27 protein-coding genes are annotated in these 23,053 nt (G+C 35.0%); 18 read left to right on the forward strand and 9 right to left on the reverse strand.

Translation table 11 applies throughout. The features are described from left to right. Window positions 1-30 precede the first annotated feature (30 nt). The 7 genes from WBM70_RS06550 (at window position 31) to WBM70_RS06580 (ending at window position 5,449) form a co-directional block, all read left to right on the forward strand. Window positions 31-1,215 (forward strand): ferredoxin oxidoreductase, encoded by a 1,185-nt coding sequence (locus WBM70_RS06550; protein WP_424557699.1) that lies wholly within the window; start codon window positions 31-33, stop codon window positions 1,213-1,215. 12 nt (window positions 1,216-1,227) lie between these two features. Continuing rightward, window positions 1,228-2,124, forward strand: coding sequence for a thiamine pyrophosphate-dependent enzyme (locus tag WBM70_RS06555; RefSeq protein ID WP_424557700.1), 897 nt, complete (start codon window positions 1,228-1,230; stop codon window positions 2,122-2,124). 1 nt (window position 2,125) lies between these two features. Next, the gene (locus WBM70_RS06560; protein ID WP_424557701.1) at window positions 2,126-2,836 is read left to right on the forward strand and encodes a 2-oxoacid:acceptor oxidoreductase family protein; all 711 of its coding nucleotides are present in this window, start codon (window positions 2,126-2,128) and stop codon (window positions 2,834-2,836) included. 13 nt (window positions 2,837-2,849) lie between these two features. Then, window positions 2,850-3,074, forward strand: coding sequence for a 4Fe-4S dicluster domain-containing protein (locus WBM70_RS06565; protein WP_424557702.1), 225 nt, complete (start codon window positions 2,850-2,852; stop codon window positions 3,072-3,074). 261 nt (window positions 3,075-3,335) lie between these two features. Further along, window positions 3,336-4,592 carry a trigger factor gene (gene tig / locus WBM70_RS06570; protein ID WP_424557703.1) on the forward strand — a complete coding sequence of 419 codons (1,257 nt, stop codon included), beginning with the start codon at window positions 3,336-3,338 and terminating at the stop codon, window positions 4,590-4,592. Between the two features lie 83 nt (window positions 4,593-4,675). Next, window positions 4,676-5,074 carry a group III truncated hemoglobin gene (locus tag WBM70_RS06575; RefSeq protein WP_424557704.1) on the forward strand — a complete coding sequence of 133 codons (399 nt, stop codon included), beginning with the start codon at window positions 4,676-4,678 and terminating at the stop codon, window positions 5,072-5,074. Window positions 5,075-5,083: 9 nt separating this feature from the next. Further along, on the forward strand, window positions 5,084-5,449 hold the full coding sequence (locus WBM70_RS06580) for a hypothetical protein (protein ID WP_424557705.1): 366 nt from the start codon (window positions 5,084-5,086) through the stop codon (window positions 5,447-5,449). Between the two features lie 84 nt (window positions 5,450-5,533). On the opposite strand, the gene WBM70_RS06585 is transcribed toward WBM70_RS06580, so the two are convergent. Further along, window positions 5,534-6,049: a hypothetical protein gene (locus WBM70_RS06585; RefSeq protein WP_424557706.1), complete on the reverse strand. Its 516-nt coding sequence runs from the start codon at window positions 6,047-6,049 to the stop codon at window positions 5,534-5,536. 170 nt (window positions 6,050-6,219) lie between these two features. On the opposite strand from WBM70_RS06585, the gene WBM70_RS06590 reads away from it, so the two are divergent. Both WBM70_RS06590 and WBM70_RS06595 read left to right on the forward strand, forming a co-directional pair. Further along, entirely contained in the window at window positions 6,220-6,594 is a 375-nt protein-coding gene (locus WBM70_RS06590) for a hypothetical protein (RefSeq protein ID WP_424557707.1), read from the forward strand. 104 nt (window positions 6,595-6,698) lie between these two features. Further along, the gene (locus WBM70_RS06595) at window positions 6,699-9,323 is read left to right on the forward strand and encodes an AAA family ATPase (protein WP_424557708.1); all 2,625 of its coding nucleotides are present in this window, start codon (window positions 6,699-6,701) and stop codon (window positions 9,321-9,323) included. Window positions 9,324-9,395: 72 nt separating this feature from the next. Here WBM70_RS06595 and WBM70_RS06600 read toward each other — a convergent pair whose 3' ends face one another. Further along, the gene (locus WBM70_RS06600) at window positions 9,396-9,788 is read right to left on the reverse strand and encodes a hemerythrin family protein (RefSeq protein ID WP_424557709.1); all 393 of its coding nucleotides are present in this window, start codon (window positions 9,786-9,788) and stop codon (window positions 9,396-9,398) included. Between the two features lie 244 nt (window positions 9,789-10,032). Here WBM70_RS06600 and WBM70_RS06605 point away from each other — a divergent pair, with 244 nt between their 5' ends. Beyond that, the gene (locus WBM70_RS06605) at window positions 10,033-10,455 is read left to right on the forward strand and encodes a bacteriohemerythrin (RefSeq protein ID WP_424557710.1); all 423 of its coding nucleotides are present in this window, start codon (window positions 10,033-10,035) and stop codon (window positions 10,453-10,455) included. Window positions 10,456-10,529: 74 nt separating this feature from the next. Here the strand turns inward: WBM70_RS06605 and WBM70_RS06610 are convergent, their stop codons facing one another. Then, window positions 10,530-10,841 (reverse strand): ATP-dependent Clp protease adaptor ClpS, encoded by a 312-nt coding sequence (locus tag WBM70_RS06610; protein ID WP_424557711.1) that lies wholly within the window; start codon window positions 10,839-10,841, stop codon window positions 10,530-10,532. 346 nt (window positions 10,842-11,187) lie between these two features. Here WBM70_RS06610 and WBM70_RS06615 point away from each other — a divergent pair, with 346 nt between their 5' ends. Next, the gene (locus WBM70_RS06615; RefSeq protein WP_424557712.1) at window positions 11,188-11,526 is read left to right on the forward strand and encodes a group III truncated hemoglobin; all 339 of its coding nucleotides are present in this window, start codon (window positions 11,188-11,190) and stop codon (window positions 11,524-11,526) included. A 57-nt stretch (window positions 11,527-11,583) separates the two neighbouring features. Next, a complete protein-coding gene (locus tag WBM70_RS06620) occupies window positions 11,584-11,958 on the forward strand; it encodes a response regulator (protein WP_424557713.1) in 375 nt (124 codons plus the stop codon). Window positions 11,959-12,037: 79 nt separating this feature from the next. On the opposite strand, the gene WBM70_RS06625 is transcribed toward WBM70_RS06620, so the two are convergent. Then, window positions 12,038-12,214 (reverse strand): hypothetical protein, encoded by a 177-nt coding sequence (locus tag WBM70_RS06625; protein ID WP_424557714.1) that lies wholly within the window; start codon window positions 12,212-12,214, stop codon window positions 12,038-12,040. A 230-nt stretch (window positions 12,215-12,444) separates the two neighbouring features. Here WBM70_RS06625 and WBM70_RS06630 point away from each other — a divergent pair, with 230 nt between their 5' ends. Further along, window positions 12,445-12,786 carry a hypothetical protein gene (locus tag WBM70_RS06630; protein WP_424557715.1) on the forward strand — a complete coding sequence of 114 codons (342 nt, stop codon included), beginning with the start codon at window positions 12,445-12,447 and terminating at the stop codon, window positions 12,784-12,786. A gap of 101 nt (window positions 12,787-12,887) precedes the next feature. Here the strand turns inward: WBM70_RS06630 and WBM70_RS06635 are convergent, their stop codons facing one another. From WBM70_RS06635 to WBM70_RS06655, 5 genes are all read right to left on the reverse strand, one after another. Further along, window positions 12,888-13,142 (reverse strand): hypothetical protein, encoded by a 255-nt coding sequence (locus WBM70_RS06635; RefSeq protein ID WP_424557716.1) that lies wholly within the window; start codon window positions 13,140-13,142, stop codon window positions 12,888-12,890. A gap of 352 nt (window positions 13,143-13,494) precedes the next feature. Next, window positions 13,495-13,815, reverse strand: a complete 321-nt coding sequence (locus WBM70_RS06640; RefSeq protein ID WP_424557717.1) for a hypothetical protein — start codon at window positions 13,813-13,815, stop codon at window positions 13,495-13,497. Between the two features lie 68 nt (window positions 13,816-13,883). Further along, complete coding sequence (locus WBM70_RS06645; RefSeq protein ID WP_424557718.1) at window positions 13,884-16,757, reverse strand: putative inorganic carbon transporter subunit DabA; 2,874 nt, start codon at window positions 16,755-16,757, stop codon at window positions 13,884-13,886. After that, complete coding sequence (locus WBM70_RS06650) at window positions 16,754-17,488, reverse strand: hypothetical protein (protein ID WP_424557719.1); 735 nt, start codon at window positions 17,486-17,488, stop codon at window positions 16,754-16,756. The genes WBM70_RS06645 and WBM70_RS06650 overlap by 4 nt, the downstream gene beginning before the upstream one ends. A gap of 12 nt (window positions 17,489-17,500) precedes the next feature. Further along, entirely contained in the window at window positions 17,501-19,111 is a 1,611-nt protein-coding gene (locus WBM70_RS06655) for a proton-conducting transporter membrane subunit (protein ID WP_424557720.1), read from the reverse strand. A gap of 724 nt (window positions 19,112-19,835) precedes the next feature. Here WBM70_RS06655 and WBM70_RS06660 point away from each other — a divergent pair. The 5 genes from WBM70_RS06660 to WBM70_RS06680 all read left to right on the forward strand — a co-directional run. Further along, window positions 19,836-20,060 carry a 4Fe-4S dicluster domain-containing protein gene (locus tag WBM70_RS06660; protein WP_424557702.1) on the forward strand — a complete coding sequence of 75 codons (225 nt, stop codon included), beginning with the start codon at window positions 19,836-19,838 and terminating at the stop codon, window positions 20,058-20,060. A 45-nt stretch (window positions 20,061-20,105) separates the two neighbouring features. Beyond that, window positions 20,106-20,675, forward strand: a complete 570-nt coding sequence (locus WBM70_RS06665) for a carbon monoxide dehydrogenase beta subunit family protein (protein ID WP_424557721.1) — start codon at window positions 20,106-20,108, stop codon at window positions 20,673-20,675. Between the two features lie 13 nt (window positions 20,676-20,688). Continuing rightward, window positions 20,689-21,891 (forward strand): transketolase C-terminal domain-containing protein, encoded by a 1,203-nt coding sequence (locus WBM70_RS06670; protein ID WP_424557722.1) that lies wholly within the window; start codon window positions 20,689-20,691, stop codon window positions 21,889-21,891. Window position 21,892: 1 nt separating this feature from the next. After that, window positions 21,893-22,762 (forward strand): thiamine pyrophosphate-dependent enzyme, encoded by an 870-nt coding sequence (locus WBM70_RS06675; protein ID WP_424557723.1) that lies wholly within the window; start codon window positions 21,893-21,895, stop codon window positions 22,760-22,762. Continuing rightward, window positions 22,762-23,053 (forward strand): 2-oxoacid:acceptor oxidoreductase family protein (locus WBM70_RS06680; RefSeq protein ID WP_424557724.1); only part of this gene is annotated, 292 nt, incomplete at its 3' end. The genes WBM70_RS06675 and WBM70_RS06680, both read left to right, overlap by 1 nt.

Raw genomic sequence — 23,053 nt, forward strand, 5'->3', positions numbered from 1 at the left:
CGTTACTGACGTCGAATAAAGGAGAAATCAATGGATGCAAGTGAAAGACCACAATTAGAAAAAACAAGAGTAGATATTAATTACCTACTAAAAGAAGCTCCAAGAGAGCAACACTTTATTACAGGTGCTCAAGCGATGGCGGAAGCTGTTAAAAGAGCAAACGTAGATATGGCAATTGCTTACCCTATTACACCACAGTCAGAGGTAATGCACCTTGTTGGTGATATTTATGCACAAGGTCACATTAAAGAGTACTATAGAGCTGAAGAAGAGCTTGGTACGATGTCAGCTATTGCTGGTGCAGCAAGAGCAGGTGTACGTCTGTTTACAGCAACATCAGGGCCAGGACTTCTTAGAGGTCTAGAAGCAATCGTATCATGGTCTGGACATAGAGTTCCAGCAGTATTAGGTATTTTAACACGTGTTGTAAATGCACCGTTATCAATTCAGCCAGATAATATCGAAATGGCATATATGATGCACTGTGGTGCTGTAATGCTTCATGCTGAAAATCAGCAAGATACATTTGACTATACATTAGCGGCATTTGCCATTACAGAAAAAGTTGATGTTTATATTCCAGTAGCCGTTGCAACAGAAGGTTTCTTCGTAACACACGCTAAAGGATATGTTGACATGATGGCAGATGATCTATGTCTTCCTGACTTTGATTCAGTTGCTGCTCCAGTTCCAGCTATGGATAATGAAACTCCACCAGCTAGAATCCAAAGAGATGCTCCAGTTCAAAAGTCAAACTTTATGTCTTACTTGATTCACTCGGTATGGCAACAAGAGATCTGGGATTCAAATAGACGTGCTATGAAATATATCTATGAGTACCTTGGTGGACCAATCGAAGTTCATAACCCAGAAGCTGAAGTATTTGTTCTTGGTTCTGGTTGTGCAGCTGCACAATGTAGAGAAGCTCACAGATATGCTCAAGAGGATGGATTAAATGTTGGTTTTGTTAAAGTAAAAGCAATCAGACCATTCCCAATTAACGAGATCAGAGAAGCATTAAAAAATGCTAAATCAGTAATCGTTCCTGAGCACAATATTATTGGTTGGCTATCTAAAGAAGTTAAAGCAGCTATTCCAAATGGTGGAATCGTTGTAGAGGGTCCAAGAGTATACGGTGGTATGACACTTCCAGTGGAATTGATCATGAAAGAAGTTCATACTGCTCTTGGCTTAGAGTATGATCTAAAACTATAAGAAGGGGATAAAATGAGCTTAAAATATATAACTCCGGCAGAGAGATTTAAAAGATATTTACCAAAAGATTATGTAGAGTTAGTTGACTACGGTCCATTTGGAAAAACTCAAGACGAAGCTGGTCCTGGTAATATGGGACAATTCAAAGAGTTAATGGAAGAACACCCAATGTGTTCTGGTTGTTGGATGGCGTATTACATCAGATTGATTTTCGCTTCATTACCACAACCTGAAGAGACTGTAACACTAGGTACAGCTGGATGTGGTCGTTTGGCTATTTCTCAAGCTGCTGTTCCATTTATCTATGGTAACTACGGTGACCAAAATGCAATGGCATCTGGTTTAACACGTGCATTTAGATTACGTTTCCCAGATAAGACAAAAGACGTTATCACTATCGCTGGTGATGGTGGTACTATGGATATCGGTTTCTCAATGACTATGCACTCATGGATCCGTGGTGAAAAATTCACAACTATCATGCTTGATAATGAAGTTTATGGAAATACTGGTGGTCAAGAGTCTGGTATGTCTCCTAAGGGTGCTATCCTTAAGATGGCTCCACTTGGTAAAAAAGGTGAAAAAATGCCTGCAACTGCATTAGCGCAAGCTGCTGGTTGTGTGTATACTGTTAGAATGTCTCCAACGAACATCAAGAAAGCTGCAAAAATCATCAGAAGAGCGATCTTTGTTGCTAGAGAAGTAGGACCAACGTTTATTCACGCATATACTTCATGTAACATTGAGTACTCTATTCCTACTGAAGATGTTTTCGCTGATGCAAAAGAGAAAGAGAAAACAAGATTCCAGTTCGAAGAGTTTATGACTGATGCTGCTAGAGAAGTAATCGAACGTGTAGAAGCTGAAGAAAAAGCAGCGAAAAGAGCTAAGAAAGCGGAGGTGGTTTAATATGGCTGAGCAAAAGAAAAGAGAACGATATAATATTAGAATCTCAGGACTAGGTGGACAGGGTGTTGTAACGACTGCTCACATCCTTGGTTCTACAATGGATAACGCAGGTAAATATGCATCTTTGGTACCATTCTTTGGTTCTGAAAAAAGAATGGCACCTGTTGAAGCTTATGTTAGAGCTTCTAATCAGCCAATTTTTGAAGTGGGTGAAGTTGTTTACCCTGATATCATTATGATCTACCATTCACAAGTTATAACACATGGTAAATCATATACAATGCCTTTCTATACAGGTCTAAAGCCGAACAGTTTGATCATTATCAATACTGACCATGATGTTCTTACTGATGAGGATATTATAGTTCTTGAAGATCTAAATGCAACAGTTGTACAATTTGATGCAACAGCATTGGCACTACAAATTGCTGGTACTGAACTTGCAACAAACATGGCAATGATGGGTATGCTTCTTGGTCTTACAAAACTTGTAACAACTGAAAACATTGAAGCAGCAGTAAGAGAAAGATTCTTAGGAACTTCATTTGTCTCTTCTGGTGGTACAGCAATGCTGGATTCTGCTATTGAGAAAAAGTTTAAGAAAAAAGAACAATTGCTTCAAGCAAATATGAACGTTATCAACAAAACTTTTGAGATGGCAGATTCTGTAGATATCAGTGGTTCTGAGTTAATAGTCAGATTTGACATATAAGGAAGGTAAATAAATGTATTATGTAGCAAAAGTAGATGCAGACAAATGTGCTGAATATAAATGTAACACGTGTACTTTATATTGTCCAGAAGCGAATACGCTTATGTTCGATAAAGAAGGAAACACGTCTTGGGTAGATGAAGATAGATGTAAAGGGTGTGCACTTTGTGTATACGTTTGTACTGACATGCTAGATCGTAATTGTATTACGATGGAAATGGCTGGTCAGGAAGGATAATTTCTTCACGCCTTTAGTCACCCTCTTGGGTGACTAAGTTAAATGATCTCTCTTCTTATCCAGGGGACAATCAATCCAAAACTTTCACAAAACAAATTTTCACTCTGAAATAAAGTTATATCACCCCTAAAATCAAAACAATTGAATTACTTGAAACTATAAATTTAAACAACCTGATACTCTTAACTCTACTATTCTTGACTTAAAGTTAATTATAGACAATAATGCTAAAATTACGCAATTAAAACCAAAAGGATTGTAGTGAAAGTTACAGTAGAAAAAATAGATGATATAAACTTCATTATGAGTGGTACAGTTGACAATAGTGTGATTGAAGACAAGGTTACTAAACTTAAAGAAGAAGCCGAAAAAGAGCCAAAAGACGAAAAGTCTACAGATGAAAACATTGAGCAAGATGCAGCAGGAAAAGTATTTCAAGACTTCATTAATGCTGGGATTAAAGAAGGTAATTTAGATGTTGCAAATATTTTAGGTCAACCTGGACTTAAAAAGTATGAGCAGCAGGATGATTGCATTTACTTTGAAGTAGAAGTAGCTGTTAGTCCTGAGATCAATGTTGATATTGATTACAAGGAAATCGCACCTAGTTACACAAAACCTACTGCCAGTCGTGAAGCTGTAGAAGCTAAACTTGTAGAGTTCGCTCAAAAACAAGCACCATTTACAAAGCTTGAAAAAGCAAAGCCTATTGAAAATGGTGATGTTGCTGGAATCGATTTTACAGGGTATATAGATGATAAACCTTTTGAAGGCGGTAGTGCTGAGAAGTTTAATATTAAAGTCGGTTCTAAGCAATTTATCCCTGGATTTGAAGAACAGCTTGTTGGAATGGAGTATGGTGAAGAAAGAGATGTTATCGTTAGCTTTCCAAAAGACTATTCAGCAGATGATTTAGCTGGAAAAGAAGCTAAGTTTGTTGTAAAGCTTCATGAAATTCAAGAACAAAAAGCGGAGACTATAGATGATGCTTTTGCACAAAAAATACTTCAAAAACCTGATGCAACACTTGATACACTAAAGAAACAATTTGCAGAACAAGTAACTGCAGAAGAACTGTCTCAAATTTATATGAGTGAACTTAAGCCAAAAATTGTTAAAGCTTTACTTGAAAAATTTGACTTCACCTTACCGAACAACATAGTAGAACAAGAAATTGATGCAAAGGTCCGTGAAAAGACAAGAGGGTTCAGTGAAGAACAACATAAATCTTACATGGAAGATAAGGGTAAATTTAAGGAGCTTAGAGAATCTGTACGTGATGATGCAAGAAAAAGTATAAAGATGGCCCTTATTGTTGAAGCCTTAGCTAAAAAAGAGGGTATTGATGTACATGAACAAGAGGTCATTGCTGCATTAGGTTACCAAGCTACAATGACAGGTCAAGATCCTCAGGCATTACTAAAATACTATCAAGATAATAACTTAATGACATCAGCGAAAATGGGACTTACAGAAGATAAACTTTTTGGTCACATACTTGGGTTTCATAAAGCATAAGTAACCCTTGATAACCTGATTGTCCGTCATTATGATGGTAGTATAGTTTAGCTATACTATTATCATTAATATTAGGAGATACGATGCCTTATGATACCGTAGATAGAGGTAAGATAGAAAAGATGGTGCGTGAATTTTATACGATCGTACTTAAGGATGATATACTAAGTCCTATTTTTGTCAAAGCCTTGGGTGATGATTTAAATAATGGCAAATGGTATGAACATCTAAATACATTATATAATTTTTGGATGCAGATGATGACAGGGGAGTCACCTTATCAGGGACACCCTTTCCCTCCGCATGCATTTTTAGGACCGCTTACTGAGGAACATTTTGAGCGTTGGTTAAAACTTTTTCATGAGACGGTCTATCGGCTCTTTGTTCCTGAGATCGCTGAGAAGTTTTATAAAAAAGCAAACATCTTAGCAGAGCAGTTTATGGATAACCTTGGTATTAATGATGAAGATGAAGACGACTAAGGAGATAAAATGAGTGAACAAGCAAAAATATTAGCTGAGATGCAGGAAATTATAATGACCATTCTAAAAAATGGATCTGCCTCAGCAGCAGAAGGTGATAGGATTGACGAGCTTGAAGCCATGCTGCATCAGCAAAAGTGTTACCAAGAGATCGATCACGCAGAGCATGAATATCAAGGAGAAGAGATAGCGAGTCTCTTTTTTAATGATCATACTATGGAAGCAATAGACAAAATGTGTGAGTGTGAAATTACACCGGATGATTTCTTTGGATTTATAGAATATCATGATGAGGATGAAGAGTTCACGGAAATGTTTACAGATGCGTTTATTGCAGATGTAACTAAGGTCTATCATTCAAAGTGTAAATCTTAGTAGCAATAGGATAAAGCCTATTGCCATCTAGGGGTATTCTTAAGTCTTACACTTTATGTCCACAGAAAAAGTTATTATCCTGTTTTAGCTTGTGTACTTAGGATTGTTTTTAACAGCTTCGCGAACACTCTCTACTGGATCTTTACTCAATTTATCTAAAACAGAAACTGGTGTATTTAAATTTTTGGCAACGGCTGCGCGTACATCTTCATTCTCATCACAACATAGTATAGATAATGTTGCTATGGGTATATTTGGGTTTACTGCAACAGATGAACGAACATTTTCATCTTCATCCTTACGGCATTTATCTAATATCTCTACTGGTGTATTTGGGTTTCCAGAAACCCAATATAAAAGATCACTATCTTTACTTAACTCAACTAAAGTATCTACCGGTGTATTTAAATGTTCTGCAACAAACTGCTTCACTAGAGGAGTCTCATCTGTACTTAACTTAACTAATGTTTCTGGTGATGTATTCATATGTGCAGCTACTCGTACGCGAACAAATGGATTGTCATCTGCACTTAATTGATCAAGAGTCTCAGCAGATGTGTTTTCATCTTGTACTAATTCTAATGCACTTGTATTTATCATATTTATCACCTTTATAGTTTTTATCTTTTTATCAATGAATCAATTGATGAATTGTAGCTTTTATATCTTAAATATTAAAGTATAATATATGCAACTAAAGCTTGAAATAGGGTTTTAAGTGAATTTACAATATGATGGCTCACAAAAGTCCTAAAGGGAAAAACAGATTTATGGATACAGCTATTGATATAAACTTTAATGTAACAGCTTCACAAAAAGAGACGATAGGCTTAAGAGCGTCTGAAAATGGATTTGATGATATCTCAGCGTATTTAAAAGTAGTCGCACTTAAAACGCAGGCATTTACGCTTACACCTGCAGGTGCATCAACTGGAGAAGCATCTGTAAAACTTGGATTTAAAGTAACAGAGTCACAAAAAAATCAAATAGAAGAAAAGATGAAAGAGAGCGGTTGCGAAGACCTTACAAGCTATCTACAATATGTTGCATTGCATGCAGTAGTAACAGCAGTAGTAGAAGTACGTTCAACTGGTAGTTTTGATGCAATGTTAGAGCGTATTGCTAAAGCAAAGAGTAACAGCTAGTTTTCACACTAGTGATCTGATGCTCTATAACTAAGATAGAAAAGCTACAATTCACTTTATTGATTATGTAGATAAAATAGATTAAAACTAATAAGAGTAAAAACATGACAGAAACAGAAGCACTGGTTAAAGCAAATATCGAAAAACACAAGAGACTAGATGAAGGTGAGTGGGATGATGAAGCCTTAAACGAGGCAGAAAACAATATACAGTTTGTGAAGCAATTCAAAGAAGAACTCTCTAAAGATCTATTCGGACAAGAACAAGCAATTAATATTGTAACCAACAGTATGAAAACTTCTATCAAAGACGAAAAAGGTCCTAAGGCTACCTATCTTTTTTTAGGCCCTCCTGCTACAGGTAAAACCTTTCTTGCTGAACTAATGGCTGAACATTTACCGAAATATAAGATCATGAAGTTTGACATGACACAGTACCATCAACAAAACGGTGGAGAACTGTATGGCTACCCTGCTGGTTGGAAAGGCTATGGTGTCGGTCAATTAACAGGCTTTGTACATAGAAATCCTAAGGCTGTTATCGTACTTGATTCTTTCGAAAAATGTGATAATGTCATCCAAAACAACCTTTTTTCCATCTTTGAAGGTGGTAAGATGCGTGATGCATGTGGTTGGGATAAGATTACTGATGAGCCGTGTAATGAAGATCAAGACATTATCTACAACGATGAAAATGCAAATTACTTAGTAGATTTTACAGAGGCAATTTTTATTATTACGACGAGTGTAGGTAAAGAGCTCTACCTTGACTACAGATTTAAAGATTTAGTAAAAAAAGACTATATCCAAGCCGAATCGATGATTCTTGAAGCCATTAAAAGAGAAAAGAAAAGAGAGAGTAGAAGTGGTGGTATCCAAGAAGCGATCGTACCAGAGCTCGTTTCTAGATTTTCCAAAGCAAATATTGTCCTGTTTAATAAGCTTGAGTATAGTGCCTTTGAAAAAATATCTAAAAGAGTATTTCTAAGCTTTAAAGATGAGTTTTATAATCAATATAAAATTGAATTTGTAGTCGGCAATAATTTTGACAATTTTTTAAAAATTCAGATGCTTAACTTTGCTCCAGAACTTGATGCAAGACGTCTTAAAGAAAAGGTAAGTACTCTCTTTTTCAATAGAATAACCCAATTCATGCAAGAAACAGATAAGCCGCTTATGAACTTCAAACAGATAAAAGTATCACTATCTAAAGAGTCTGTAGCATTTTTAAAAGAGAGGGTAAGTCCACTTATTGAAAGTGAAACACTCGTAAGAGAGCTATTTAGAAAAAATACTACCCTTGATATTAACGATAGCATCACAGAGAAAAATGGCATTATTACCTATAGAGTAAACTCATGTAAGTTTTCACAAGTAGTGAGGATCAAAGACTTTAGTGAAGATGGTCTGGTCTTTGATATCCCAAATGTCTCTTTTGATGATATTGCAGGCCATCATAAGGCAAAGCAGAGACTAGGAGAGGTCATTAACTTCTTTAAAGATCCCAAACTCTTAGAGAGCTTTAAAATTGAACCACCAAAGGGTATGCTTCTGTATGGACCTCCGGGCACAGGAAAAACGATGCTGGCAAAAGCCTTTGCAAAAGAGGCGGAACTGCCTTTTATCTCAACGACGGGACTTGAACTGCTCAAGCCTGAGAAGACAAAGCTCATTTTTACTAAGGCGAAGGCATATGCACCGGCTATCATCTTTATTGATGAGATCGATACCATTGGAAAACGTGATGGAGAAAATGGGAGAGAAGTGCCCATTAATAAACTCTTATCAGAGATTGATGGCTTTTCAGGTAGAAAAGGTGAAGATATCTTTGTCATTGCTGCGACCAATTATAAAGAAAATATTGATACTGCCATTATCAGACCAGGAAGGGTTGAGATACATATAGAGATCAACAATCTTGATAAAGATGCAAGGCAATACTTCCTAGATAAGGTTATTGAAGAAAAGCCTACAATCGGTAGTTTTGATATGAAGAAATTACTAATGTATACAACAGGATTCACAGGTTCTCAACTTGAAATGCTAGGAAAAGAGGCTTCTTATTACTGTTTACGTCATGGCTTGCCTGCTATCACCCAAGATATTTTAATTGATCAAATCAATACGATTAAATATGGTGAAAGACAGTCTTACTTATCTCTTGAACAGATGTTTGAAGAGACAGCAATCTATGAAGCAGGACGTGCAGTAATCTCTAAGACCTTAATGCCTCATGTGAGCATTGAGCATGTAAGTCTTACGCCAAAAGACAATAATGAACACTTTATTTCACACAACTACAGTGATGTTCAAGAGAACATGACGGTAAAAGATTTTAAAGACAAAATCTGTGTGTCGCTAGCTGGACGAACAGCACAAATGAAACAGTTTGGTGATATTGACGGTATGGATACGGGTGCTTCAAACGACTTACAACAAGCGACACGTGATGCGTATACAGCCATAGCACATTATGGAATGGATAAAGAGGTTGGGTACATAAACATCAATGGTGTTATGGATGCCAGTAAAAGCACTAAGAACACTCAAGATAAGCAACACTATCATGAGAAAATTGATACCGCTTTAGAGCGTTGGATGCTTGAAGGTGAAAAACGTATTACAGATTTAGTGAACGAGAATTGGAAAACTATAGAGCATTTATCTAAATTACTTCTTGAGAAAGAAATTATCTATGAAGATGAATTGGACGAAGTTTTAGCTAGATAAGGCTCTGTTAGAGACTTATAATTCTCAAAGCGTCGAGAATTATAAGTCTTATAGTTGTTATATGCGTGTCAATTAACCAAGGTGTGGAGCAGTTTGTGCATCCCATTTTGAAATATGTTGTGTGTACCATTTTTTAAAGTCTTTTTCTAAAAAGCCTTGTATCTCTTTAGGCCCCTTAAGAACTTCCCAGCGTTTATGAAATTTTTCTAGTTTTTTTCTAATAACATCATGGTCACTCTTGTGCATTTGTGCATCAGCATATCCACTCTTGTCCATCATATCTTCTTCTGTTTTAAAGTGGACCTCTATCTCAGATAAAAATTCTGGGAAAAGTTCATCAACTTTTTCTACGTCTTTGGCTTTAACAGCATCATAAAAGTTGTTGATAACTTCCATCTCATCTTCATGTAGCATATTCATCATAGCATTTGCTACTTGTTGTACATCTTGTTCTTGAATTAGCATTTTATCTCCATAAATAGGGTTTGAAAAAATATTATAGCTATAAAAAATTTATACTTACTGACAGATGTTAAATAATTTCAATATATATAAAGTTTAAAGACCAATGTTAAAGCAAGACAGTGGAAAGGAAGTTTTACGACATCATTTTATAAATAAAAATGAAAGATCTAAAACTAATATCTTTGCAGATAAAGGTATAATGCCTTCTAACATCCATATCTATTTAAATAAAGGATCAAAGATTTTGATTACACAAGAACAACTACCTATGGTAGCAATGCCAAGTATGAACGACACGCATTTAGAAGAGATATTGATCATAAACAGGCTCGAGACTGCTTCTAGGGACAGTGATATAGAGGCAGTTCACGAAATATTAAAAGAGTTATTGGAACATACGGAAATACATTTTTCTGATGAAGAAGATATGATGGAAGAAGCAGTGTTTCCTGCTTTTAAAATGCATAAAAGTGAACATGACAGACACTTACATGAACTCAAATCAGTAATAAAGTATTTTGAAGAGCATAAAGATACAAGAGCAATATCTGCTTATATTGAAGGTAATTTAACACCATGGTTAAAGCACCATATAGAAACGATGGATACTATGACAGCTCTATTTTTACAACAAGAAAATGTTACGGGATGTTCTGCTACTAAGTGATGTACAACAGGAAACTGTTAAAGTAATAATAAAATATTGTATAAAAAAGCAGAACAAATGAAGATAGGTGAAGACTAAATTTCCTCAACCAGACAGATTAAAGTAAAGCCTTCTTTTTTAGCCTGTGCTTCAACGAATTCTGCTTTGGTTTCTGCTATTTCTAACATGTATCCGCCACAAAATCCTTCACCATTTGTCACAATCTCATGAGCAATGGCTTTTGCATCTTCTAGGTTCTTATGAAAGACATCCATAAGGATTCTCATACAAAATTCCCATGAAACGTAGTTCTCATTGAGGATAGAAACGAGGTACATTTTAGGTGTATCTACTTGCATCTTCAAATAAGATTTGAGTGTAATTGGCATTTTAATAGTTATTGGCATATCACACCTGTATACTCTATAAGATAATTAATAGTTTACATTATACCCAAAAATACCTATATACTACTTCATACCACTTCTGTGCTTTATATTTGAATTTTTGAGGGCAGGGGATAAGTATTTTAATATACTATGTATTACTCATATTTTCGATCATCCAAGTTCCACATAAACAAAAAAGATAGTATGAATAAGAGAGTTTTAACTTTTCATAAATCTTGCTATAATTCCATTTCAAAAAAAATCATCATTACCGTAATTACGCTGGTATTTATAGATGGTTTGTATAAAAGGATGAAGGATAGAACTTCAAAATAGTATTACTAGAGAAAACCTTAGACTCTTGATGACTTTATTTTATGAAAAAGCTATAGAGGATGAAGTGCTAGCTCCTTTTTTTATAGATGAGATCAGTGATGATCTTACTGATGAGGATTGGATAGAGCACATAGAGCTTCTAGCTGATTTTTGGCTGGCTAAAATTTTAGGAAAAAATACTTATTATGGAAATTTTGTAGGTGCTCATGTAAAGATGCCTCCTCTAAAAAGAGAAACTTTTACAAGGTGGCTAGAGCTTTTTTCAGAAACGGCAGATCAAGTATATGTCACTGATATTGCTGAAGTGTTTAAGAAAAAAGGTGAGCAGTTTTCTAAGCAGTTTCTCAATACTAATAAAAAAATTTAAATTAGTTTTTTAAAACTATATTTCAAAAGTTTATATGTTTTGCATAAAAGGAAAAAAATGAGTACAGATAAAAAATGGAATGTACTTTTCATCGAAGATGTTAGATCGATGTTTGATTCAGATACGAAAATGTTGAATCAACTGTTTAACAAAGTAGATAAAGTTCAAGAAAAAGAAGAAGCACTAAAGCTTTTTGATACAAATCAATATGATATCATCATTGGTGATATAAGTGTGGAGCCTGAGAGTGTTGGCCTTTTAAAACAGATCAAAGACAAGAAGCCTAAACAAGCCATATTTGCTTTAGTCTCACCCAAAGATACAGATAAACTTTTTGGGATAGCAGACTTAGGGATGAATGCTTTTGAATTAACCCCAGAGCAATTTGATCAAGCTTTGGAGCAAATTTCAATGTTTAATCCTTGCGAATAGGCACAATAAGCATTTACGCTTTTAATACATATACTACTTCATATATGGATGCTAGAGAAGAGCTCTCTAGCTCTTGCTGTTAGCAGCAAGCTTCAAGTACTTGAACTTTATCTTCTTGAAATACTTCACGCCATGCTTGTAATAAGTCTTCGTCTATTTGATTCAAAGACGATTCATCTATATTAGGCAGGTCTTGGTGTATTTGATTTACGTCAATCGATATTGTCTCTTGCTGTGTTATATCTAATTTACTCATCTATTATCCTTTGATGTTAGTCTTATGTATAGCATAGCATATTATACTTTATAGAAAATTATATCACTGGTTAATCTATAGTTAATATCTGTCTATCATTCTGTATGATTAACATACTTTTTATTTATATGATTAATCGTTGAAAGCCCTGAAAAGACTACTGTCTACTAACAAGGGTGTAAGTAAGTCTTCTTTAGCTAATATGTCATATTATTACATAAAGGCAAAAAATGGAACAAATAAATAGCTTATTAGAGAAGTATGACAACTTTAAAGATGCTCAAATTCGCTCAATTCAACCACTTTCGGATACTTCAAAAGTTCTTACAATAGTTGTACAGGATGATGATGGTGAAGATATTAATACAGTCAAGATAGAGTTTAACAATATAACTAATTCACAGATATTAGATAATAGTGTACTGCCTTATATGGATATGGGATTCGGTATTAGTATTATCAAAGAACATGATCTATATGGTTTTGCACTTGGAAAAGGTACTGCTATGTTACATGTTCTTAATGCACCTTTGTATATTGTAGCTTCAGATATTAACATTGACGAAAAATAAAAGAGAGTAGGGGCTTGGCTCATTAGCCTATGAAGATCGGCTAATTCAGAGAGCATTTTAGCTGTCTGAATCTCGATTTTGTCTGAAGTTCGTAGATGTTATTAACAGCCACAACTTCCAGTACTACAACTGCTAGCACTACTAGTACCACAACTACCAGCATTAGGATTATCAGACACCCTGATCAAAAACGCATTACCAGCTGTTTTTTGAGCAACAAATAGGTGTTTTGTACAAAACTCTTCATTCATGAGTTCTGTTAAAATATTTGCATAATTGTATGCATCCTGCTGCTTATCAAATGATTTGTCATTTGTATATTCACTTCTTTTAAAACATCCACATTCGTGTTCCATTTGCACTGTATACATAATTTATTCCTTATTTATTATTAATTTATCGGAGTATAGTTATTAAAACTTTAAATAAGATAAAAATACTCCTAAAAGTGATTATTCATTATCAAAGTTCTTTCTTTTCCAGACTCAAGAAGACTGGTCAAAAAATAAAGATCCAAAAGAAGTACAAAAAGTTTTAAAAGACGAGTTTAAGCATTGGATTATATTACATATTTCAAGATGGGATTCGGGACCTGCTATGCATATTGGTGATTCCAATTAGCAATAGAATTATTCTTTAGATTAGTTCAAGGGCAGATTGTTTGATCCGCCTTGATTTAGAACAAAAATATTCGTCATGTAAAATTTATTAGTTTGAACCACTCTCTTTTGGAGGTACCTGGCTAGCATCAAACCCAATTTTTACATTACTTTTTTTTACAAGTGTACATGCATCTTCAATATGTTCATCATCTTCATCATCTTCAGGTCTTTCACTGCTATGTATGATTATCTTATCTCCGTAATCTACAGCTTCAAAAAAGTGTGTCATACAAAACTCTTGATTCATTCGGCACTCTAAAACACGTGCTTTGTTATACATGTCTTCTCTTGTTTCAAACGTCATATTCTTTTCAAGTCCACTTTTTTTAAAACAGCTGCACTCTTTTTCAATTTCAATTGTATACAATGTATTTCCTTTATTATCTTAGTTATAGGGGTTTATATCATTTAAAGCTTTAAGATATAATAAAAGAGCTAAGCAAGCTCTTTTATTACGATAAATTCACCTGACTCATAGGAGTAGACTTTTTTAGCAGCTTTATCTATAATGACCGGTCGAATCCACTCATTTAATATAAATTCTTTCGCGATTGAGTTTTCAACAGCTTTCCCAACTATTTCCAGTGGTGCTTCCATATATGTAAGAAGTCTTACAGGCTCATGATAAGCCTCACCTGCTTCGAAAACACTTTGTGTGGGAAGACCTATTTTTAAATCACTGTAGTTTCCGTTATAAACACCGATTTTAGAGACGACATTATGATAGATTTTTGAACCTGCGCCATAAACTTTGTTGTCTACAGTTGAAAAATAGTATTCAAGGTTAATCCATTGACCTACAATTAACGGCCCATTAAATATACCTGTAAGTATATCTGCATTCTCATTGTCTATAGAGGCGTCATATGAGTGCATGAAGAGCCTATTGTTAAGTTCCATATGCCTAGAAGAGTTTCTAGGACCTGCAAATACACCCATATTACCTGCTAGACCCCACTCGGGTCTAGGTTCTGACCAATCCATAGTTTTAATGAAGAGGTCTTCTTGTGTCTTGGCATTAGGTAAGATCGCAACTCTCTCTTCCCTTGAGGCTAATGATGCATTTTTAAAGTCTTGTTGCATTTTAGAGAAAAGTTCTAGATCTTGGACATTAAGTGTATCTGTATCATAAAATGTTATTTCGTCTGTGGTTGTATTGTGTAAGGCAGGTAAAAACTTGGTTGCAGCAGGGATATCTATCCCTTTTTCTCTGAGTTTTTCACGTATTTCATTTTTGTTACTGATCATACAGAGTGCTCTTGCATTTGGTAAACTAATACTACCTCCACAGGCACCACAATCAAGTGAAGACTCGAATGGATTATTATCAGAGATACTTCCATGTCCAGCGATAGTTACAAATTTAGGGAAATCTTTTACAAGACCTATCATCTTTAGCAAATTTTCTAAATACATTACCTGTTCGTCAATGGTAAATCCAACTTGCGACAGTCTTTCTTTTTGAAGATGATAATCTTCAGCTGTGATATGATAGGCATGCTTTAATTTACTGATGATGTCTGGAGAGATTTTAATGCATAAAGCTTTATCGAAAACAAGATGTTCCCATAAGATGAAGAGCTCATCTTTACTAAGTACTGTATCAGATTGTGTAGTTAACACTTCATTGATAATATTTGTATGGAGTCTTCTAATATATTTTTCAATCTCTTTAATTGTCAGCTTATCAAGTGTAAAAGTGGTTTTTGGTTTTTTAGGTTTCATATTGTTGAAGAGTTTGTTGGTCTTCTCAGGAAAGAATGTTTTTCCAAAGAGTTTAATACCAAACATCCATCCAATTGACTCAACCATGATATAGGGTGTATATGGATTGTTTTTAAGATCACTTAAGACTTTTTTTGTTGTTTTATTCACACCTTTTTTTGTATTATAGTCTTCATGAGATTCAACTGGTATTTCAAAAACAATATTTTGAGGTGTAATGTTCGCAGGAGACATAGGTAATTCATGTGCTTTGTCAAATTCGACAAAGGAGATAGGGATTCCTAAGAAGCCACCTGCGCCATAGGTGTTGTATGGACCAGATTCTTCTACTTTTCTACGTATGACTTCTGATCTTACATCTAAACAGAATATTGTAGATGCAATCGGTTTCTCATCATAAGTGTGTGCCGATGTTAACGCATCTACATGATCAGTGATATAACTGTCTTCTAGAGATTTTAGCCAGATAAATCCTTCTTCTTTTTTAATTAAGTTTGCAAAGTTAGAAAATTGAGTAAGCGTCATATCAAGTGAAGGTAGTCTCTCTTTAGCAAGTTGTACCTGAAGTGAGTTTAGGTTGATCTCATCTTTGACAAAATCATCTAAAATCTTTTGGTAATCTTTACTATCCTCCATCGCATCATTATAGGTACCAGTCAGTTTACCTTTTTCCTGTAAAAGTTTTAATATGGCATAAGGGGCATTTTCTTTCATATAAGCTTTAAGCTTATCAAAGTCATTGATCTTTTCTTTTTGCATATACTTTAACTCAAAATGCAATCTAACAGCCATATAGTCCATCATTGTTGAAGGATGCTGTTGCTGAGGAAAGTAGTCTTTGGCTTCTGAACGGTATTTGATATATCCTGCCCATCCATGCAGTTTTAGTATGTGAGTTAGAAAATATTCTTGAACATTCTTTACTTTTAGTTTGTCAAGAGCCTCCTGTACGAAATCTTCTACATCTATGACATAGTCAATATTTTCATAGAGTTGGAAGGATTTGAACATACCAAGGTCTCTATCACTCATATTCAGTGTGGTTTGCTGTTGATCAAGAAAACGTGCTATGAATTCAATAACATCTTTTTCTATAAGCTCTTTTTCACTTGTTCTAAAGAGTGCATCGTGTATTTCGTAGAGTGTCATATGTTTTGTGAGTGATTCTATCCATTCTCCTGTATGCATGTAGATAGAGTTCTCTTTAAGATGAGCATGTAGTTCTTTATCAATTTCATGTACTTTTAATTCTTCGTAGCTTCTAAGCCCATTCCACAGTGGACTGATCTCTAGCATAAATGTTTTAGCATCCTTTACATGCGTTTCAAGATCTGCTTCCTTCAGAGGTCTTAGTAAGTTTTTTTCTAGTAGTTCAGGTTTTATTTTACCTTCATTATAAAGTCGTAAATAATAGTCAGGATCCATATAGACCTTACCACCAAAGATACTTTGTGCTTTATTAAGTCCATCTTTAAAATTAAGATGCTCAAAACCTTTGAGACGATTCTGGTAGGTAAAAGTACCCATAGGCCAATAGTTTGGTACAGTGTCTTTAACCGCATTTAATTTATCTAATATACTCATACAAGTAACTCCTTAATTCCTACAACACTTAGGACTAATAATATAATAAACATAGCTAGATGTAGCCATCGCTCTTTGGGATTTAGGTCGATGTAGTGTACATTGGTATTTGGTTTTCCAAAAACTGTTTTTGCCATTATTCTCACAGCGATTAAAAAGTTTCCAAAAAATATGATCACTACCGTTATATACCATAAGGTACTAAGCTCAGAGTTAAGTATTCCATTTAGGAACATGAGTGAATTTGGAAAAGGAGGGTAGAGTGCTAAAGCTGTTAAATAAATGGTGAGCATCAGCCCTGCATATGGTGTGACAAGTGTAATACCTGTTATAGAACGATAGTTTGCACTACCATAATTACGCTCATAATATTTCCCCATCATGAAAATACCAAGTAGTGTTATAAGTAATGAAACACCGTATAAGGTACTTTCTCTTGGTTGAAGCATAATAAGCATTGGCGCATTAAAAAAGAGTATATAGTAAGCCAATTTATATAGATTGGTTGTTTTGTTCGCTTTATAAAGAGAAAATAACGAAGCGATCAGTGCAACGACAGCAATTGGTGTTGATGCTGTATGTGGAGATTGATGGGAAAGTATCATTCCACAAATAACCAGTAAAGAAGAAAGATAAAATATTTTTTCTTTAACTAATATATTCGTCTTTTCAAAAAAAAGATAATATGGTATCCCAGCAAATAATAGCAGTAAAATAAGATCTATTAACATGACTCTCTCCCTTTAAAATATCTTGAAGTATTTGATATACATATCAGATATGTAGCCTTCTTTTGCCAACATCTTATATACGCGCCATTTAAATTTATTGGGTTTGTGCTCACCTATAGGTATACCAACAAAGTGTTGCTTATAGGTAAAATACCAGCCAATAATCATAATAGCTATCAGCATAAGTAGTGTTACCGTCCCTGATATGTGAAGTGTAGCAACGGCATAAAAGAGAGATCCATATTCACCATATAGGAAATGCTCAAGTGTAAGCCCTACAAACTCATAGGTGAATAATACGAGGATAAATGAACTAATCAGTGCAAGAATGACTTTTGGCGAGTTTACTTTAGATACTTCAAAAAAGGATAAAAAGAGTTGCGTACCAGTAAGCCAAGCAAATGCAAGTATAAGAGTAGCCACGTTAAAGTCGAAGAAATTTTCTCCAAGTAGTAATTTCACCCCAATGAAAACAATCACTGGCAATACAGTAAAGAAGGCAATCATACGGAACATGTTTATACTATTATATTGAGGTTTCTCTTTCCAGAAAAGTTCATGGGAAAGCCGTCTTGGAATATTTGGGTCTTTTCTCGCCTGATTGATAAGACTTCCTGACTCCAAGAAGAGAGAGGCTTTGAAGATGCCATGTACCATAAGGTGATAGATCGCAAGACTAAATGCACCTAATCCAACCTCCATGATCATATATCCCATCTGACCTACTGTGGAGTAGCCAAGTGAACGTTTGATATCAGATACCGCAAGCATAAGGATAGATGCAAAGACAGCAGTTATGAGACCCATAACAAAAGCAACATTCAGTACAGCAGGTGTCAAGAGTAGTAAGAATGCCATTTTATTGAGCAGGATACCACCAACATTTACGACACCGGCATGCATCAGGGCAGAAACAGGTGTTGGTGCTTCTGATGTATAAGGGAGCCAGTGATGGAAAGGTATGATGGCAGATTTCATCATGGCTGCAAACAGGAATAAGAATCCAATAACATAGATCATTGGATCCTCTGTAGATCCCTCTTGAGACATATGTAGCCACTGCTGACTCAGTTCCGCCAATTCAAAACTGCCAAATACTTTATAGGTGAGAATAACGGCTATGATGAAGAAGAGGTCCGCCAGTTTATGTACTAGCATGGTCCAACCACCATTTTTAATTGCTGACTTAGACTCTATATTGAATGTGATGAGCAGGTAAAGACTGATACTCATAAGTTGCCAAGCAATAGTAAGGATGATCAGATTGTTACTCATCACAAGCAGATAGATGGCAGAGAATATAAAGTTCAAAAGAACAAAGAATCTTTTATATCCAGGCTCATCCCACATATATTTTGTAGAGTACTTACGTATAACAAGACCAAGTATAGCTACATACGGAACTAGTATTGCAGAGAGTTCATTGAATATCAGGTATCCTCCAAAACCATAAATGACTTCATCAGTACTCATCACATAATAGGTACCATAGAGCCCCAAAAGTGCAACCAATGATGAAAAAAAGATAGCTACTTTTGGCATCAGCTCTTTTTTTGTTAAAAAACCTATTAGAATTGCAATACCAATAGGTATAAACGGAATGAATAAAACTAGTTTTTCCATATAAAACTCCTATAATCTACTAAAATATTTAGTGAACTTTTATTTACTTCGTCTGGAACTCACTACTACTTATAGCTTTATGTACTAAAAGCATAATGGATTTGAGCAAAGAAGATTATTAAACTTATCTTCAAAACATTTGATTATAGATTATTTTTTATATATTGTTTATGATTAGTGCAAAAACTTCCATCTAAAAGTTCTTTGTGTTACTGCTTCACAATGTATACAGGTATTATCACCATGTATTATACATTGGTATAAAATGTATAATATATCTACGCATTCATACGAGAGATGGCAATGATAAATTACTTGGATAAAGAAAAGTCAAGACATAAACATGCTAGGTTTTCTCTTAATATATAATGTATAAAAATCAATTTTCTTTTAAAGAGAGATATCGAGAAAAACACTTATCAATTTTTTAGAATCTATAAGTACATATAATAATTATAAAAAACTCCTTTTTATATTATGCATAATTAATGTAAATTATAAGAAAAGTCAAAGGTTTTTTCAGTAAACTCCCATTTGAAAACATATTAATGTGGTTGAAAAACAATTTATCATGAATATTAATAACCGGTGTCTGTTATTAAGGTTTTTTTGTGTAAAGTTAATTTGAGGCTCCATTTCTAATCTATTGGTTATGATGATTGAATATCATTGTCATAATTAATATATATATGTTTTAAATTTTCGTTGGAGTAAAGGAGTAAGAATGTATTATGTAGCAAAAGTCGATGCAGACAAATGTGCTGAATATAAATGTAACACGTGTACTTTATATTGTCCAGAAGCGAATACGCTTATGTTCGATAAAGAAGGGAACACATCTTGGGTAGATGAAGATAGATGTAAAGGGTGTGCACTTTGTGTATATGTTTGTACTGATATGCTTGATCGTAATTGTATTACGATGGAAATGGCTGGACAAGAAGGCTAAATCTAAACTTTAGATTTAATTCAAAAAAATATTATAGGAGAAGTTATGGCAAACCAAGGTCCTGCGTATTATTCACCGTATCCTGCGGCTACGTATGAAGGTGTAATAACACCACCAGAGGGGAAAGCACTTTTGTTGGAAGATGTGGTAGAAGAAGAAGTTGCAATGAGAGAATGTGCAAGAGTGATGTTGACAAGTGAAAATGCAACAATTTTCCCTGGTCCACAAGTATTATATGGTTTCAATGAAGAAGCTAAGAGAAAAGCTACACTTATCAAAGAGATGTCAGAAGTTCTTAATGCTAAAATGATTCCAATGTATGATTATAGACCAAAGTATCCTAAAATTGATGCTGAAGTTGAGATCAATCCAAATCATCCAAACTTAACAATTTGGCATAATGATATTAAAGCAGCGATCTTTATTGGTGTTCACTGTCATTACGCAAACGTTGCGTTAAAGATCGTAAGAGCAGAAACAGACTGTTATACGATCGCAATTTGTGGTTTGTCAGGGCATGAAGATGCAATGGCAACATTAAGAGACCAGCATTCTTCAGAGCTTGAGAAATTTATCAAGATAGCTAAAGAAGTAAAAGCTGAGCTTGGTAAATAGGTAGGAGATAATAATGAGTAAAATAACTGATATGACAGCAACACATAACTGGTCTGGACAGAAATTAGTTTCAACAGACCACATGCTTTTTGAAGCTCCAAGAGAAAAGCACTTCATGACTGGTTCTGAAGTTTTAAAAGAAGCAGTAAAAAGATGTACAGTTGATGCATCTGTATCGTATCCTATTACACCACAATCTGAAGCAGCTCACCTTATCGGTGAACTTTGGGCAGAAGGATATGTAGGTACATACTTTAGAGGTGAAAATGAATTTGGTGTAATGTCTGAAGTTGCAGGTTGTGCAATGGCAGGTGCTAGAACAATTACAACAACTTCAGGACCAGGAACACTAAGAGCAATGGAAAACTTTGCTCAATGGTCTGGTACAAGAATTCCATGTCAACTTATCCTGATGGCACGTGGTATTAACTCACCACTTACTATTCAGCCGGATAACTTGGAAGTATCTTACATGTTAGAAACTGGTTGTATGATCTGGTATGCAGAAAATGTACAAGAACTATTTGATATGTCAATCGCAGCATTTACAGTAGCTGAAAAGCCTGATGTTCATGTTCCAATTGTTACAGTTGTTGATGGTTTCTTTGTATCACACACTAGAGAAGCTGTTATGCTTCCAGCTGATGATATTGCACTTATGCCTTATGAACCTTATAAATCTCCATTACCTCCAATTGATTCTGAGACACCTCCGGGACGTTTCCTAAGAGATCCATTTGTAATGAAGTCTAACTATATCTCTTATGCTACTCACGCTTCTTGGCAATTTGAAGTTAGATCAGCAGTTGAAAGATCTAGACCATATGCTAAACATTTCCTTAATGGTCTTGTACATGTTACAGGTAGTGAAGATGCAGAAATTGCATTTGTTACTTGTGGTACTGCATCTAACCAAGCCAAAGAGGCAGAGAGAGAACTAATGAAATTGGGAATTAAATCGAAAGTTGTTAAATTAAGAACTATTAGACCTTTCCCAACAGAAGAACTTATTGAAGCTTTAGAGGGTGTAAAACATGTTTTTGTACCTGAATTCAATGTTGTTGGTTGGCTAGAAAAAGAAGTTAGAATGGCACTTTATAAAAAGTCTGAAGCTGATGTTATCGGTGGACCAAGAGTTGCTGGTGGTATGAGTATGCCTGCCGAAGCGATCATTCAAGAAGTTATGGAACAAATCAACCCTGGAAAAGGAGCATAACATGGCAATTGATATATATAAAATCAACCCAGAATTTAGAGACATTATGCCTAAAGAGATCATTGATCTTGAAGAGAACGCTACATGGGCTCAAAATCAAGAGAAACCACGTGGTATTAAAGAACTTCCAGATACAAAAGAGTTACTTGAAGAGCACTCTTTATGTGCTGGTTGTCCAGAAGCGGCTGCATTAAGATATGTACTTTCTTCACTACCTAAACCTGAAGAGACTATTATTGTTAACTCAACAGGTTGTACATCTTTAATGTTCCCACACATTGCACTACATACTGTGCACTCACTTTTTGGTAACCAAAATGCTGTTGCATCTGGTATCAAAAGAGTTTTAGACTGGAGATTTCCAGACACAGAAAAAGATGTTGTTGTTCTAGCAGGTGACGGTGCTACCGTTGATATCGGTCTAGACTATACACTTCAGTCATTCTTTAGACAAGAAAACATCACGACTATTTGTTTTGATAACGAAGTATATGCAAATACAGGTGGACAAGAGTCTGGTGCTACTGCTAAAGGTCAAGTGTTTAAAATGGCTCCTACTGGTAAAAAGTTTGATAAAGTACCTATGTGGGAACTTGCTACAACTTCTGGTTGTCACTATGTTAGAAACATGACAGCTTCTGCACCAAAAGCTGTTGCTAAGGCTGTTAGAGAAGCAATTCTAGTAGCTAGAGAAATCGGACCGACATTTCTTAACATTTATACACCTTGTATCCTTGAGATTGGACTAAGTGCCAATGAAGGACTTGGAGAAATGAAAGATCAAGATAAAGATAGATTTGCAACTTATACACATGTTTCACCAGAAGCAGAAGAACTCTTGAAAAAAGCTAAAGCAGAAGGACGTTTATAATGGCAAAAGATTCAATTAAAGTAAGACTTCCTGGTCTAGGTGGTCAGGGAGCAGTAACTGCTGCACATATTGCGGCAACTGCGGCGGATACAGAAGGTTACTACGCGGTTTCTAATCCATTCTTTGGTGCTGAGAAACGTATGGCTCCATCTGAGAGTTATGTAAGACTCGGAACGGTACCTATTTATGATAGAGGTGAAGTAATTTATCCAGATATCGTTATGATTTTTCACCCACAAGTTATTACTATGGGTAAATCATACACAATGCCTTTTTATGCTGGTATTAAAG

The organism is Sulfurovum sp., assembly GCF_049668085.1.
GTDB lineage: Bacteria > Campylobacterota > Campylobacteria > Campylobacterales > Sulfurovaceae > Sulfurovum.

Bases quoted from the DNA above. Each gene is read 5' to 3' on its own strand.
- WBM70_RS06550 (WP_424557699.1), top strand. From the start codon at position 31: ATGGATGCAAGTGAAAGACCACAATTAGAAAAAACAAGAGTAGATATT.
- WBM70_RS06555 (WP_424557700.1), top strand. From the start codon at position 1,228: ATGAGCTTAAAATATATAACTCCGGCAGAGAGATTTAAAAGATATTTA.
- WBM70_RS06560 (WP_424557701.1), top strand. From the start codon at position 2,126: ATGGCTGAGCAAAAGAAAAGAGAACGATATAATATTAGAATCTCAGGA.
- WBM70_RS06565 (WP_424557702.1), top strand. From the start codon at position 2,850: ATGTATTATGTAGCAAAAGTAGATGCAGACAAATGTGCTGAATATAAA.
- WBM70_RS06575 (WP_424557704.1), top strand. From the start codon at position 4,676: ATGCCTTATGATACCGTAGATAGAGGTAAGATAGAAAAGATGGTGCGT.
- WBM70_RS06580 (WP_424557705.1), top strand. From the start codon at position 5,084: ATGAGTGAACAAGCAAAAATATTAGCTGAGATGCAGGAAATTATAATG.
- WBM70_RS06585 (WP_424557706.1), bottom strand. From the start codon at position 6,049: ATGATAAATACAAGTGCATTAGAATTAGTACAAGATGAAAACACATCT.
- WBM70_RS06590 (WP_424557707.1), top strand. From the start codon at position 6,220: ATGGATACAGCTATTGATATAAACTTTAATGTAACAGCTTCACAAAAA.
- WBM70_RS06595 (WP_424557708.1), top strand. From the start codon at position 6,699: ATGACAGAAACAGAAGCACTGGTTAAAGCAAATATCGAAAAACACAAG.
- WBM70_RS06600 (WP_424557709.1), bottom strand. From the start codon at position 9,788: ATGCTAATTCAAGAACAAGATGTACAACAAGTAGCAAATGCTATGATG.
- WBM70_RS06610 (WP_424557711.1), bottom strand. From the start codon at position 10,841: ATGCCAATAACTATTAAAATGCCAATTACACTCAAATCTTATTTGAAG.
- WBM70_RS06615 (WP_424557712.1), top strand. From the start codon at position 11,188: ATGACTTTATTTTATGAAAAAGCTATAGAGGATGAAGTGCTAGCTCCT.
- WBM70_RS06620 (WP_424557713.1), top strand. From the start codon at position 11,584: ATGAGTACAGATAAAAAATGGAATGTACTTTTCATCGAAGATGTTAGA.
- WBM70_RS06625 (WP_424557714.1), bottom strand. From the start codon at position 12,214: ATGAGTAAATTAGATATAACACAGCAAGAGACAATATCGATTGACGTA.
- WBM70_RS06630 (WP_424557715.1), top strand. From the start codon at position 12,445: ATGGAACAAATAAATAGCTTATTAGAGAAGTATGACAACTTTAAAGAT.
- WBM70_RS06635 (WP_424557716.1), bottom strand. From the start codon at position 13,142: ATGGAACACGAATGTGGATGTTTTAAAAGAAGTGAATATACAAATGAC.
- WBM70_RS06645 (WP_424557718.1), bottom strand. From the start codon at position 16,757: ATGAGTATATTAGATAAATTAAATGCGGTTAAAGACACTGTACCAAAC.
- WBM70_RS06650 (WP_424557719.1), bottom strand. From the start codon at position 17,488: ATGTTAATAGATCTTATTTTACTGCTATTATTTGCTGGGATACCATAT.
- WBM70_RS06655 (WP_424557720.1), bottom strand. From the start codon at position 19,111: ATGGAAAAACTAGTTTTATTCATTCCGTTTATACCTATTGGTATTGCA.
- WBM70_RS06660 (WP_424557702.1), top strand. From the start codon at position 19,836: ATGTATTATGTAGCAAAAGTCGATGCAGACAAATGTGCTGAATATAAA.
- WBM70_RS06665 (WP_424557721.1), top strand. From the start codon at position 20,106: ATGGCAAACCAAGGTCCTGCGTATTATTCACCGTATCCTGCGGCTACG.
- WBM70_RS06670 (WP_424557722.1), top strand. From the start codon at position 20,689: ATGAGTAAAATAACTGATATGACAGCAACACATAACTGGTCTGGACAG.
- WBM70_RS06675 (WP_424557723.1), top strand. From the start codon at position 21,893: ATGGCAATTGATATATATAAAATCAACCCAGAATTTAGAGACATTATG.